General features: G+C 70.6%; 12 protein-coding genes and 2 pseudogenes. 10 read left to right on the forward strand and 4 right to left on the reverse strand.

The annotated features are described in order from the left end of the window. Nucleotides 1-90 precede the first annotated feature (90 nt). From AB0F91_RS39405 to AB0F91_RS39425, 5 genes and pseudogenes are all read left to right on the forward strand, one after another. Complete coding sequence (locus AB0F91_RS39405; RefSeq protein ID WP_360606325.1) at nt 91-1,293, forward strand: histidine kinase; 1,203 nt, start codon at nt 91-93, stop codon at nt 1,291-1,293. Continuing rightward, nucleotides 1,290-1,946, forward strand: coding sequence for a response regulator transcription factor (locus tag AB0F91_RS39410; RefSeq protein ID WP_360606260.1), 657 nt, complete (start codon nt 1,290-1,292; stop codon nt 1,944-1,946). Before AB0F91_RS39405 ends, AB0F91_RS39410 begins: the two co-directional genes overlap by 4 nt. Before the next feature lie 204 nt (nt 1,947-2,150). After that, nucleotides 2,151-3,092 carry an ABC transporter ATP-binding protein gene (locus AB0F91_RS39415; RefSeq protein ID WP_360606262.1) on the forward strand — a complete coding sequence of 314 codons (942 nt, stop codon included), beginning with the start codon at nt 2,151-2,153 and terminating at the stop codon, nt 3,090-3,092. Nucleotides 3,093-3,130: 38 nt separating this feature from the next. Next, nucleotides 3,131-3,880, forward strand: a complete 750-nt coding sequence (locus tag AB0F91_RS39420) for an ABC transporter permease (protein WP_360606264.1) — start codon at nt 3,131-3,133, stop codon at nt 3,878-3,880. A 177-nt stretch (nt 3,881-4,057) separates the two neighbouring features. After that, nucleotides 4,058-4,176: pseudogene (locus AB0F91_RS39425) on the forward strand (ATP-binding cassette domain-containing protein); the annotation flags it as partial. A 76-nt stretch (nt 4,177-4,252) separates the two neighbouring features. Here AB0F91_RS39425 and AB0F91_RS39430 read toward each other — a convergent pair. Continuing rightward, nucleotides 4,253-4,506 (reverse strand): annotated as a pseudogene (locus tag AB0F91_RS39430) (ABC transporter ATP-binding protein); the annotation flags it as partial. Between the two features lie 4 nt (nt 4,507-4,510). Between AB0F91_RS39430 and AB0F91_RS39435 the strand changes: the two are divergent. The 3 genes from AB0F91_RS39435 to trmB all read left to right on the forward strand — a co-directional run bounded on the left by AB0F91_RS39435 (nt 4,511) and on the right by trmB (nt 6,217). Next, on the forward strand, nt 4,511-4,711 hold the full coding sequence (locus AB0F91_RS39435) for a hypothetical protein (protein WP_360606266.1): 201 nt from the start codon (nt 4,511-4,513) through the stop codon (nt 4,709-4,711). 284 nt (nt 4,712-4,995) lie between these two features. Next, nucleotides 4,996-5,490: a hypothetical protein gene (locus tag AB0F91_RS39440; RefSeq protein WP_360606327.1), complete on the forward strand. Its 495-nt coding sequence runs from the start codon at nt 4,996-4,998 to the stop codon at nt 5,488-5,490. 19 nt (nt 5,491-5,509) lie between these two features. Next, on the forward strand, nt 5,510-6,217 hold the full coding sequence (gene trmB / locus AB0F91_RS39445) for a tRNA (guanosine(46)-N7)-methyltransferase TrmB (protein ID WP_360606268.1): 708 nt from the start codon (nt 5,510-5,512) through the stop codon (nt 6,215-6,217). Between the two features lie 121 nt (nt 6,218-6,338). Here trmB and AB0F91_RS39450 read toward each other — a convergent pair whose 3' ends face one another. Together AB0F91_RS39450 and AB0F91_RS39455 are read right to left on the reverse strand one after the other, a co-directional pair. Beyond that, nucleotides 6,339-8,603, reverse strand: coding sequence for an ABC transporter permease (locus AB0F91_RS39450; RefSeq protein WP_360606270.1), 2,265 nt, complete (start codon nt 8,601-8,603; stop codon nt 6,339-6,341). Beyond that, nucleotides 8,600-9,295: an ABC transporter ATP-binding protein gene (locus AB0F91_RS39455; RefSeq protein WP_360606272.1), complete on the reverse strand. Its 696-nt coding sequence runs from the start codon at nt 9,293-9,295 to the stop codon at nt 8,600-8,602. Before AB0F91_RS39455 ends, AB0F91_RS39450 begins: the two co-directional genes overlap by 4 nt. Before the next feature lie 179 nt (nt 9,296-9,474). On the opposite strand from AB0F91_RS39455, the gene AB0F91_RS39460 reads away from it, so the two are divergent. Both AB0F91_RS39460 and AB0F91_RS39465 read left to right on the forward strand, forming a co-directional pair. Then, on the forward strand, nt 9,475-11,274 hold the full coding sequence (locus AB0F91_RS39460; RefSeq protein ID WP_360606274.1) for a histidine kinase: 1,800 nt from the start codon (nt 9,475-9,477) through the stop codon (nt 11,272-11,274). Continuing rightward, on the forward strand, nt 11,271-11,924 hold the full coding sequence (locus tag AB0F91_RS39465) for a response regulator transcription factor (protein WP_360606276.1): 654 nt from the start codon (nt 11,271-11,273) through the stop codon (nt 11,922-11,924). Before AB0F91_RS39460 ends, AB0F91_RS39465 begins: the two co-directional genes overlap by 4 nt. A gap of 62 nt (nt 11,925-11,986) precedes the next feature. On the opposite strand, the gene AB0F91_RS39470 is transcribed toward AB0F91_RS39465, so the two are convergent. Beyond that, the gene (locus tag AB0F91_RS39470) at nt 11,987-13,009 is read right to left on the reverse strand and encodes a CHRD domain-containing protein (RefSeq protein ID WP_360606278.1); all 1,023 of its coding nucleotides are present in this window, start codon (nt 13,007-13,009) and stop codon (nt 11,987-11,989) included. Between the last annotated feature and the right edge of the window lie 135 nt (nt 13,010-13,144).

Raw genomic sequence — 13,144 nt, forward strand, 5'->3', positions numbered from 1 at the left:
CAGTGCTACCCGAGGATGACGCGACGTGCCCGGCCGCCAACCTAATCTTGTCGGGTGCGACGGCTGAGCCTGTGGATGCGTGCCCACCCCATGGCGGGGGACACGTTGCTCGCCGTGGTCCTGCTGTTCATCGACTTCGTGCTGTTCGTCGGCGGCACCGTCGGCAACCAGAACCACCCGCCGCCGTGGTTCATCTCGCTGCCGATCGACGTCGCCATGGTGGCGCCGCTCGTGTTCCGGCGGAAGAAGCCGCTGGTCTCGGCCTACGTCGTGTACTTCGTCGCCATCGCGCACGCAGCACTGTCGCTCGGTTTCTCCTCCGTCGCGGCGCTCGCGATGAGCCTGTACTCGATCCTCGTCTACATCGGCCGCAAGCAGGGGCTGATCTACGTCGGCGCCCTCGTGCTGCTGACCGGCGTCGAGGTGTTCACCGACAAGTCGACACCCTGGCTGGGCAACGCGCTGTTCACCGCCTTCGGCATCGCGCTGTGCTGGACGCTCGGCGAGTTCGTCGGGGCGCGGCGCGCGTACCAGCTGGAGGTGGAAGCCCGCCTGCACCTGCTGGAGACCGAACGCGACCAGGCCACGCGCATCGCCGTGGCCGAGGAGCGCGGCCGCATCGCGCGCGAACTGCACGACGTGGTCGCCCACTCCGTGAGCGTGATGGTGGTGCAGGCCGACGGCGCCGCGCTGGCGTTGCCGACGAACCCGGAGCTGGCCGGCCGCGCGCTGCAGACGATCTCCGAAACCGGCCGCGGCGCCCTCGGCGAGCTGCGCCGGCTGCTCGAAGTGCTGCGCGGCGACCACGGCGACGGCGAGCCCCGCGTGCCGCAGCCCGACGCCAATGCGCTCGGCGAGCTGGCCGAACGCATGCGCGGCGCGGGCGTCCCGGTGAACCTCGAGGTGGGTGAAGGCCTCACCGACCTGCCCGCCGGTGTCTCCCTCGGCATCTACCGCATCGTGCAGGAGTCGCTCACGAACACGCTCAAGCACGCCGGTACCGGCGCTCGCGCCGAGGTCCACGTGCACCGCAAGGGCGACAGCAAAATCGGCGACGTGGTCGAGGTGCTCGTCCGCGACGACGGCGCCGGCCGCGCACGGCAGCTCGAACAGGTGACGGTGGGTGCTCCAGCTCCGTCGAAGAAGGCCCCGCGACTGCAGGTCGCGGGCGGGAACGGACTGATCGGGATGCGGGAGCGCGCGAACGTGTACGGCGGAACGCTGGAGGTGGGCCCGGCGCCCGCCGGTGGGTGGCAGGTGCGTGCCGTGCTGCCCGTTAGGTTGGCGCCGTGATCAACGTGGTGGTCGTGGACGACCAGGAACTGATGCGCGTCGGCTTCCGGATGGTGCTCGGCGCGCAGGCCGACATCGACGTGGTGGGCGAGGCCGGCGACGGCGCGCAGGCCATCCGCCTGGCCGACGAGCTGCGGCCCGACGTCGTGCTCATGGACGTGCGCATGCCGGTGCTCGACGGGGTGGAGGCCACGAAGCAGATCGTGGCCGCCGGGACCGCGCGCGTGCTGGTGATGACCACCTTCGACCTCGACGAGTACGTCTACGCGGCCCTGCAGGGCGGCGCGTCGGGCTTCCTGCTCAAAGACACCCCGCCCGACCACCTCGTGTCGGCGCTGCGGTCGGTCGCGTCGGGCGACGCGGTGGTGTCACCGTCGGTGACCAAGCGGCTGCTCGACCGCTTCGTGGGCGCCGGCGGCTCCCCGGTGCGCGACGCGAGCGAGCTCGAAGTGCTGACCGACCGCGAACGCGAGGTCCTCGTGCTCATCGCGAAGGGCATGTCCAACCTCGAAATCGCCGAAACGCTCTTTCTCTCCGAAGCCACGGTGAAGACGCACGTGGGCCGTATCCTGGCGAAACTCGACCTGCGCGACCGCGTGCAGGCCGTGGTGCTGGCCTACGAGACCGGACTCGCGCGCCCCGGCCTCAGCTGAGGTCTTGATCCACTTGATCTATTTCGGACGCTGAAGTTCAGGGTCGGCTCAGGGGTTTCACCGATCGCACATCCACCGCCGGAGCGGTTGGGTACTACTCAGGTCGGGTGACGAGTTCGACCCACAGGATGACGCGAAGACCGGTCTCGCTCGGTCACGATGTTGCGGGTACAGCGGCACAGCCGTCAACGAGGGAGCAGGGGAATGATCGAGGCATCAGGTCTCACCAAGCGCTACGGGAACACGCTGGCGGTGAACAACCTGTCGTTCAGCGTGGCCACGGGGAAGGTCACCGGCTTCCTGGGCCCGAACGGCGCCGGCAAGTCCACCACCATGCGCATGATCCTGGGGCTCGACAACCCCACCGCCGGCGAGGTCCGCATCGGGGGCAAGCGGTACCACGACCTGAAGGACCCGCTGCGCACCGTCGGCGCGCTGCTCGACGCGAAGTGGGTGCACCCCAACCGCTCGGCCCGCGCGCACCTGATGTGGATGGCGAAATCCAACCGCATCCCGGCGTCGCGTGTGGACGAAGTGCTCGACGTCGTGGGTCTCACCAGCGTGGCCGGCAAGCGCGCCGGCGGGTTCTCGCTCGGCATGTCGCAGCGGCTGGGGATCGCGGGCGCGCTGCTGGGCGACCCAGAGGTGCTCCTCTTCGACGAGCCGGTGAACGGCCTCGACCCCGAGGGCATCCTCTGGATCCGCAAGTTCATGCACCGCCTGGCCGACGACGGCCGCACGGTGTTCGTGTCGAGCCATCTGCTCTCGGAGATGGCCCTGACCGCGAGCGAGCTCGTGGTGATCGGCAAGGGTCAGCTCATCGCGCAGTCGTCCACCGAGGAGTTCGTGGCGCGGGCCGCGGAGAACACCGTGAAGGTGCGCTCGCCGCAGCTGCCCGCGCTGCGCGAGGCACTGGTGCGCGCCAGCGCCCAGGTGACCGACGCGGGCGAAGCGCTCATCGTGTCCGGGATGGACAGTGCCAAGATCGGCGAGCTCGCGGCTTCCGCGAACGTCGTGCTCCACGAGCTGAGCCCGCAGACCGGTTCGCTCGAGCAGGCCTTCATGCAGATCACCGGCGACTCCGTCGAGTACCACACCGGGCTCGAGGCCGAGGCGCAGCAAGCCCTCCAGCCCACCGCCCGCTGACGACTACTCGTACAACAAGGATTCCGGGGAAAAGAACCATGACTCTGCTCGCGGTCGAACGCATCAAGCTGTTCACCACCCGCTCACCGTGGTGGTGTGCCCTCATCGCCATCGTCCTCACCGCCGGCTTCTCCGCCCTGGTGGCGGGCGCGGCTCCGAGCACGGCGACCATCGACGTCGCGACGACACAGTTCGGCTACCAGTTCGGCATCGCCGTGATCATGGTGCTGGCGGCGCTCTCGGTGACCACCGAGTACCGCTTCGGCACCATTCGCACCACGTTCCAGGCCGTGCCGGGCCGCACCTCGGTGCTCGTCGCCAAGGCCACCGTCGTCGCCCTGCTTTCGCTCGTGATCGGCGAGATCGGCGCGTTCGGCGCCTGGGCTCTGGGTTACGCCATCCGCCCGTCGGACGCGCTCGCGCTCGACACCTCGGCCGAGTGGATCAACGTCGCCGGCGTCGGCGTGCTCTTCGCACTCGCCGCGGTGATCGCGGTCGCCGTCGGCATCCTGATCCGCCACAGCGCCGGCGCGATCGCACTGCTGCTGATCTACGTGCTGGCCGTGGAAAGCCTGGTGCAGCTGATCCCGACCGTCGGCCCGAAGATCCACGAGTGGCTGCCGTTCAATGTCGCGGAGAAGTTCCTCCGCGGTGCGGGCGGGGCGGTGCAGGGGCCGCCGCCGTCCGACGCGGTGCTCTCGCAGGGCTGGTCGCTCGCCTACTTCGCGGGCATCGCGATCGTGCTCCTGGCCATCGCGATCGGCGTCGCGAAGAAGCGCGACGCCTGACAGGACCCACCACAGGGACGTTCGGGCGGAGGCGGCGGGGGCCGAAACCGGCTGAACGGGGGAAAGAGATAGATCCGGGTCGCCAATTCGGGGGGCGACCCGGATCTTTCCGTTTCGGTACGCGCTCGGCTCAGCAGGGTGCCCGCGTGCCGGAGACCCACGGGCCGGTCACCGGCTCTGGGCCCGAACGGCGCCGGCAAGTCCACGACGATGCGGCTGATCCTGGGCCTCGACACCCCACGGCCGGCACCGCGCACATCGACGGCAAGCCCGACCGGCAGCTCGCCGACCCACTCCTTCGGCCTCCGGTCCGTCGCGAAAAGGCGCACGGGCGAGTTCTTCCTCGGCCTGCTGCAGCGCCTCGGCATCGCGGGGTGTGCGCACGCGGGCGCCGCGCGAGCCGGCACGGTCGACGAAGCCGGCCACCGTGCCCTGGCAGATGATCGCCCGCGGCCGATCACCACAAGGTCCTGCGCCGTCTGCTCCATCTCCGGTCGCAGATGGCTCGCCGCGTCCACGGTGGGGCCGTCGAACGCCTGGGAATTCATCAGGCGCCGGACCCACCGCACGCCTTCGGGGTCGAGACCGTTCACCGGCTCGTCGAACAGCAGCACTTCGGGTCGCCCAGCAGTGCCGCTGCTGCGGAGCACCACGCTCGCGTTGCCGCTCGTGCTCATCTGGACCCAGCAGTTCGCCGATGGGGATTTCACACGAGCGGCACCGAACGTGACGCCCGCTTCCGGCCCGTGGCGCTGCCTCGCGTATTCCGGCGGCATTTGTGTCGCGTTCTTCGTCGCCGGCGTGCGCACCGCGAACCGCCGCGACGCGTGACGAGAGCACATTCGCGTTAATCTGCACGTGCAGAACAGGGGTCCATGAGGCAAACGGATTAAGACCTCGTTAAGTCGTTGTGGCTTCTCTCACAGGGAGCGGACATACTGGCAAAGTCCCCAGGATATTCGAGGTCAAGAGCGTGCTCGTCCGTCTCAGCTCCCCGGAGGTGAACCTTGACGGTGGACGCTGGTCAGGGGCTCATGAGTCCCATTCCCACAGCCCGCACCGAAGCGGCCTCCCTCAGCCACGGCGAAGCGGCGCCCCAACCCCGGCTCGAGCCGATGCTGGACCTCGAATGGTCTCAGGCGATCGAGCTACCACGGTTCGCGCAGCCCGCGACGAAGCCCGGCGACCTGCGCCAGGCGTGGGTGCACCGCGCGAGCGAAGACCTCGTGCTCGCCCTCTACCGCAGGGCCAGCGGCATGCAGGGCCCACTGCCCGCGCCGTGGTGGCTGCGCGCCGTTGCGAGCGGGCGACTCGAGTCCCGTGAGCTCGGGTTCCGCATCGAAGACCGCATTCAGCAACTGCTCTCCCGCCGTTCCGGCTGGGAGTTCGTGCCCTGGGCCGCCGACGGCGAATCGGGCTACTGGGAGTTCATGCCGTCCGAGCGCGGGAAGTCCGGGCACTCCGTCCCGACGACCGTGCTGAACACCGATCGCCACCCCGGCTGGATCGACGTGCTGCCCGCCCACACCGGCACGACGCCGCACCCGATCGCCGTGTCCGGGCTCGCCGGACTGCGCTCCCGGCTCGGGGAGTTCGAAGCCGTCCGCTGACCGCCCGTATCTTGTCCGGGTGGAGAACGAGGACCAGCCCCGGCTGCGCAGCGTGGTCAGCTTTGTCAACCGCGGCGGCCGGATGACCGTCGGCCAGCAGCGCGCCTGGAACGAACACTGGCCCCGGCTGGGCCGCACGGTCGCCGACCTGCCGGCCGGACCGGTCGACTTCACCGCGTGGTTCGGCCGCGAGGCGCCGGTGATGCTGGAGATCGGCTCCGGCATGGGCGAGACGACGTCGCAGCTCGCGGCGGCCGCGCCCGAGCTCAACTACGTGGCTGCCGAGGTCTACGACCCGGGCCTGGGCCAGCTGATGCTGCGCGCGGAGAAGCTCGGCCTCGAGAACCTGCGGCTGATGCACGGCGACGCGGTGGTGTTGCTGACCGAACACGTCGAGCCCGGCGCGCTCGCCGGCGTGCGACTGTACTTCCCGGACCCGTGGCCGAAGAAGCGCCACCACAAGCGCCGGATCGTGCAGCCGGACTTCGTGGCCCTGGTCGCGTCGCGGCTCACCCAAGGTGGCACGTTCCACCTCGCCACCGACTGGGAGCACTACGCCGAGCAGATGCTGGAAGTGTGTTCAGCCGAGCCCGCATTGCGCAACCGCTACGCGGACGAACCGGGCGGCTGGGCGCCGAGGCCCGAATGGCGGCCGCGGACGAAGTTCGAACAGCGCGCCGACGCCGAAGGCCGAGTGTCACACGACCTCATTTTCGAGAAACGCTGACAAATTGTCGTAGAAAACAACCGCAAAAGGGCCGCTGCTGGGTACCCACCCCGGCAGCGGCCCTTTTCTCCCCTTTTTCACCACTGGCGTCCGCCCCTCCCCGCGAAAGGGCGGACGCCCGCTACTCGTCGGCCAGCGGTTCCGCCTGCACGCGTCGCAGGGCGGGCGTGCAGATCGAGGCTCCGAGCAGCGCCACCCCGACGCCGAGCACGACCGGGGCGAAGATCCACGGGCTGAACACGACACCGCCTTCGCCCGCCGTGCCGAACAGCCCGATCCCGACGAGGACGCCGACCACGCCGGCGCCGATCGTCGCGACCAGCGCGGGCAATGCCGTCTCCATCCGCAGCGCCCTCGCCAGCACCTTCACCGGTGTGCCGGCCGCCATCAGGGCCCCGAACGTCCGGCGCCGGTCCATGATCGAGCCGGCCGTGGCGACGGCCGCGCTGCAGCCGGCGAGGATGCCCGCGGCCACGAGACCGATCACGGTCACCCGGCGCAGGTCCGACAGCTGCGTCTGCTGGTCGTAGAGGTGCTGGTCGCGGCTGCCGACCTCCGCACCCGGCGCAGCCGAGACCAAGGCGGTGCGGACGATCTCGCGGTCGGCGTCCGTCGTCGGGGCGATCACCGTGGCCGCGCCGAGCTTCACGCCGGCCGGCACGGCCGCCGGGTCGAGCAGGTAGGAGCTGCTCACGTCGTCGCTCATCTTGAACGTCCCGACGGGCACCGAGCCGAGCGGCTGACCCGGGTCAGTGGGCTCCGGGTCGCCGACCACGCGGTACTCGGCGGCGTTCAGCTCGTACGGCGCGTACAGCCCGACGCCGGGCTTGCAGTCGGCCGCGGTGATCCCCAGCCGCGTCAGCCGGCCCGCGTCAGCGCACGACATCACGAGTGCCCGCTGGTAGGACCGCTGGGCGCCCGTGCCCTGCACCAGGTAGACCTGGCCCACCGCGACCGCGCGTTCCTGCTGGCCGTAGCGGGCCAGTGTGGAGTTGGCGTGGTCCACGACGGCCGCGGCCTTGTCCGGGCTGCTGTCGGCGTAGAGCACCGAGTCGGCGTACGTCCGCCCGCCACCGGCGAGCGACTCGAACGACGGCAAAAGCGTGAGCGCCATCGAACCGGTGAACACGGCGAGCACGATGCCCGCCGTGGCGCGGTAGGCGCCCTTCGGGTCGTCGCGCAACCGGCGCCCGGCCAGCAGCGCCGACGGTCCCCGCCAGCCCCGCACGAATGTGCCACCGACCGCCGAGGTCACCCACGGCCCGACCACGATCGCCGACGCGATCAGGAGGAACAACCCGACCAGGATCGGCGTGGCCCCGCCGCCGTCACCGGCGCTGATCACGGCGTACAGGAAGAACAGGCCCGCCACAGGCAGGACGAGCAGCCGCCACCAGCGCAGCGGCTTCACGCTGTGGCCGCCGGTCGCGAACAGCGGGTTGCGCAGCACGCGCCGCAGGCCGAGCACGCCGGCCAGGACCACGAGCGCCGGGATGGCGATCACGATGAAGACCGCGAGCGGGATCGGCAGCGTGAAGTCCGTGGCCAGCCACGTGCCGCCGCCCCACGGGACGAACGTCGCCAGGCCGTGGAGCGCGGGACTGATCGCCAAGCCGAGCAGTGCCCCGACGCCCGCCGACAGGATCGTTTCCCCCGCGACCATCGACGTCACCTGCCCCGGCGTCGCGCCGGCCAGGCGGATCGCGGCGAGCCGGCGTTCGCGCCGGGCCGCGGTGAGCCGCGCCGACGACGCGACGAGCACCAGGCTCGGCACCAGCAGCACGATGATGCCGACCCACGCCAGCAGTGTCAGGAGTGGATCCGCGTCCGCCTGCTGGTCCGGGAACGCGCTCACCGGCTGCGCGACGGCCTCCGTCGCGCGTTCGGCCTCCGTCGCGCTGAGCTCCTGCTCGCTGTGGCCGACGAGCGCCACGAGCTGTTCCGGGTACTTCAGCGCCTGGTCGCCGAGCGCGGCGACGGGCTTGCCGAAGCGGTCGCCGAGCTGGTTGGCCGACGTGTTGTTCAGCAGGCGGCCCAACGCGGGCGACACGAGCGTCTCGCCCGGCCCGGGCAGCTTCGGGATACCGGCCGGCAGCTTCAGCCCGGCGGTGTTGCCGGTGGCCGCGACGTCGACACGCGTGATCTCCTGCCCGTTGAAGTAGTCCTTGGACCCGGTGACGAGCATGACGGGCGTGCCGCTGGCGTCGAAGTTGGAGGACGCCTGCCAGATGCCGCGCTGTTCGCGCACCTGCGTCGCGAAGGGCAGCGAGGCGAGCAGCAGCACGAGCCCGGTCGCGACCGCGACGCCGACCGCGGTGAGGATCGCCGAGGTGCGGGTCCGCCGGTCGACGCGGAGCACGCGCAGGGCGAGCTGGAGCGAGTTCATGCCGCCAACCTCGTCGCGATCAAGCCGTCGCGGATGGCCACGGTCTTGGGCATCGACTCGGCGAGCTCGCGGTCGTGGGTCACCACGATCACGGCGGCACCGGACTCCTGCGCGGCGCCGAGCAGCGCCCGCATGGTCTCGCTGCCGGTGCGCGTGTCGAGGGCGCCGGTAGGCTCGTCGGCGAAGATCACCTTCGGCCGGTGCGTGAGCGCCCGCGCGATCGCCACGCGCTGGGCCTCACCGCCGGAGAGCTCACCCGGACGGCGGGTCTCCTTGCCGGCGAGGCCGAGGCGCGCCAGCCACTCGCGGCCAGCGGCGATCGACTCGCGCCGGCCTTTGCCGGCGAGCAGCGACGGCAGTGCCACGTTCTCCTCGGCCGTCAGCTCGGACACGAGCATCCCGGACTGGAAGACGAACCCGAACTCCGTGCGCCGCAGCTCGCTGCGCTTCTTCTCGTTCAGGTTGTCGATGCGTCGGCCCATGAGGTGGATCTCGCCGCCGTCGGCGCGCAGGATGCCCGCCAGCACGTGCAGCAGCGACGTCTTGCCCGACCCGGACGGGCCCACGATGGCCACCGCGTCCCCAGGCTGGATGTCGATGTCGATACCGGCCAGCGCGTACTGCCCGCCGTACCGCTTCACCAGCCCCCGCCCCGACAGCACCGGGCCGGAAGTCCACTGTGGATTGCTCATCCGGGTGTCTCTCCCTCATTGGTCTGCGACTTCGTTGGGAACCACCTTCACGGATCGGGGCAGGTGTCCACTTCGGGCAGACGGCCAGTCCGACGATCACCGGCATCGGCCGATCGGCCGATGCGGCTCGAACCACCTGGCCAAGGTGCGCGCAGCCCGAGATCCTCTACCGTTCGGTTGTGTCCCAAGCTCCGCCGTCTTCATCGTTCTCCACGCGCGTGACCGAGCTCGTGCGCCGCCTCGGCATGCCCGTGGTGGTGCTGCTCGCGGCGCTGCTGTTCGACCTCGTGTTCGTGACCGACGCGGCCCTGGACGACCACGGCCCCAAGTTCGTCGACTTCGCCTTGTTCCCCGGCATCTTCGTGATGGTGGGGTGCGCGGTCTGGGCCCGCCGGCGCGCGGCGGTGGCGGCGATGGTCGCGGCCTTCGCGCTCGCGTTCTTCACGATCTTCCAGCGCTACCTGCACACGCCGGCGTATTCGAGCGTGCTCGCGAACCTCTCGATCACCGACGTGGTGGCGGGCACGGAGATGGTCTACTACCTCGCCCGCCGGGCCCGCCCCGGCGTCGCGTTCGCGGCGATCTCGTCGCTCGTGGTCGGCGCGCTGATCGCGGTGTTCGGGCGCTACACCTACGGGGACGTCTCGTCCTCCTCGATCGTGTCCGCGATGCTGTTCGGCGCCACTCTGCTCACCGCGGCCGTCGTGATCGGGGCGGCGGGCCGCACGCAGTCGGACGGGCGACGCGAGGTGCGCGAGCAGCGGCTGCGCAAACTGCGCCGCGTCAACGCGCTGGCGATGGGGCAGTGGCCGCTGATCGGCGCGCTCGCGATCACGCTGCTGTTCGAGTTCGGCTTCACCTACGACGGCGGGCCATCGGGCTTCCCGGTGCTGTTCTGCTCGATCGGCACCGCGGTGGTGGCGGTGCTTTCGCCCCGGCGGCCCGGCGACGCGATGCTCGGTGTAGCCGGGCTGATGCTGCTGTCCGCACTGGTGATGCCGTTCCTGAAGCTGGGCTACGACTACCAGCTGGCGGGTGGGATCCCGCCGGCGCAGATGGCGGCCGGGATCGGCGTGGTGGTGAACCTGGTCCGCGCCGTGCCGCTGGTGAAGGCGTGGCCGCGGATCGCCGTGCTGTCGGCGGTGGTGGCAGTCGGAACCATCCTCAACACGCGCCGGTCGAGCTTCTCCCCGCTCACCGATCCGCAGGAGATCGGCTCGTTCGCGGTGGGCGCGGGCCTGGTGCTGGGCATCTCCATCGCGGTCGGCATGTTCCTGCGTTCGCGCGATTCCGAGCGCACGCAGGTGATGAAGGCCGCGGTGACCGACGCCCAGACCACCGAGCGGATGGCGCTCGCGCGCGAGCTGCACGACGTGGTGGCCCACCACGTCACCGGCATCGTGGTGCAGGCGCAGGCCGCGCGGATGATGGGTGAGAAGAACCCGCAGCTCGCGCTCGAAGCCATGGGCCGGATCGAAGACGCGGGCACCGAAGCGCTCGCGGCGATGCGCCGGCTCGTGCGCAGCATGCGTGGCGACGCGCCCGCCGGCGCGAGTGACCTGAGCGAGCAGGCCACCACGGATCTGGCCGCCGACCTGCGCAAGCTCGTCGACGGTGCCAACCACGGCATCAAGACCACGCTGATGCTGGACCTGCCGCCGAACCTGCCGCACGAGGTCGGGCGCTCGGCGCTGCGGCTGGTTCAGGAGTCGCTCACCAATGTCGGCAAGCACGCCGCCGACGCGACGGAAGCGCTGGTCCACGCCGAGGTCACCGGCCGCGAGCTGCACCTGTCGGTGCGCGACGACGGCCGGGAGAAGGCTCACCGACCGGCCGGTGGGTCGGGCGGCTACGGTCTGGTCGGCATGCGCGAGCGCGTCGCCCTGCTGCACGGCCGGATCACGGCCGGGCGCGGGCCCGACGGCGGCTGGCGCGTGGAAGCTTGGCTGCCACTCGAGGCGAACGGGGATGACGGGTGATCCGGGTACTGATCGCGGACGACCAGGAGATGGTGCGGATGGGGTTCCGCATGATCCTGGACGCGCAGGACGACATCGAGGTGGTGGCCGACGTCGCCGATGGCGTCTCGGCCGTCACCAAGGCGCGCGAGCTGCGTCCGGACGTCTGCCTGCTCGACATCCGCATGCCGGGCCTCGACGGCCTCGAGGTCACGCGGCAGCTGGCCGGCCCCGACGTCACCGACCCGCTGAAGGTCGTGGTCGTGACCACGTTCGACCTCGACGAGTACGTGCACACCGCACTGCGCAACGGCGCGAGCGGCTTCTTGCTCAAGGACGCCGGCCCGGCGCTGCTGATCGAAGCCATCCGCGCGGCCGAACGCGGCGACGCGCTCGTGTCGCCGCAGATCACGGTGCGGTTGCTCAAGCACTTCGACGGCGCGAACGGGCACAAGCGCGACGTGCCGCCGCCGTCCGAACCGCTCACCGCGCGTGAGCTCGACGTGGTGAAGGCCGCCGCTCGCGGTCTGACGAACACGGAGATCGGCGCGGAGCTGTACTTGTCGCTCTCGACGGTGAAGACGCACCTGGCTTCGGTGCAGGGCAAGGTCGGGGCGCGCAACCGCGTGGAGATCGCCGCGTGGGCCTGGCGCAGCGGGGTAGTGGACTGAGGTTTCTCGCCACGGAAAACGGGGGCCGGCTGGTGAGCCGGCCCCCGGTTTCCGTTGCTGGCTCAGAAAAGCTGGCCACGCGCAGCGCCACCCGGGAAGGCGGCGTCGTGCAGGTTCGCGTAGTACGACAGCGGGTGCCGCGCGATGTCCTTCACCAGGGCCGGGTCGAGGCCGGTCGCGGTGCCGGACACAGCGAACACGCCCGCGGGCACGGTCGTGCCGATCAGCGGCACCACCACGGCGCCGTTCTTGCCGAAGTTCCCCTTGTGGATGTGGGCGAGCGTCGGCTGGAAACCGAACCACGCGAAGGAGAACTGCACCTGCGTGCCGGTCGGGCGGACGAAGCCGACGGCGTTGGCCTTCGGGTCACCGGCCTTCGGCTCGCCCGGGGCAGCCTTGACCTCCTGGTTGCCGGACATGAACGCGTGCAGGCCACCGCCCTGCAGCAGCTTCAGCATGTCGACCGAGGAGCGCAGCGGCGTGAGCTGCCCGCGAACGGCGCCACCGGGGAACTCCTTGGTGTGCAGGTTGAGGTAGAAGCCCGACGGGTTCTTGCGCAGGCCGTCGGCCGTCGCCTGGTCGGTGATCGTGGCGGTGCCGGCGGCCGCGGTGACGGTGTCGGGCATCGCGGTGCCGAACAGCGGCACCTTCACGTCGCCGTTCACACCGGCGGCGCCCTGGTGGATGTGGCCGAGGGTGGGGGCGCTGATGCCCTTCCACGAGAACGCGTAGGTGACCTTGTCGCCCTGCACCTCGACGATGCCGGTGGCGCTGCCCTTCGGGTCGCCGACGGCGGGCTTGCCGGCCACCGGGACCTCGTTGGCGCCGGTGAGCTTGGCCTGCAGGAAGATCGGCTTCTGCTGGGAGCGTTGGATGGCCGTCGACAGGCTGGCCGGCGCCTTGGCCGGGGTCGAGGCGCCCTGCCCGGACATGTCCATGCCCGGCATGTCCATGTTCATGCCACTCATCCCCGGCATGTCGGGCGTGGTCGGGGTGCCGGGCATCGGGCTGGCGGTGGCGGTGACGGCGCCGAGCAGGCCGAGGCCGGCGGTCAGCGCGGCCAGTGCCGCGATTCGTGCTCGCATGGGTTCGTCCTTTCACATCGGATTCTGCAGCTGACACGGAATCCGGCGTTCGGTGGTTCAGGGGAAAACTCGGTTGAACCGTTTCGCCGCGCCCGCCGTGTCTCGTCGCGAATTCGACGTGAATCGGTGGAGGAG

Source organism: Amycolatopsis sp. NPDC023774 (assembly GCF_040639695.1).
Classification (GTDB): Bacteria; Actinomycetota; Actinomycetes; order Mycobacteriales; family Pseudonocardiaceae; genus Amycolatopsis.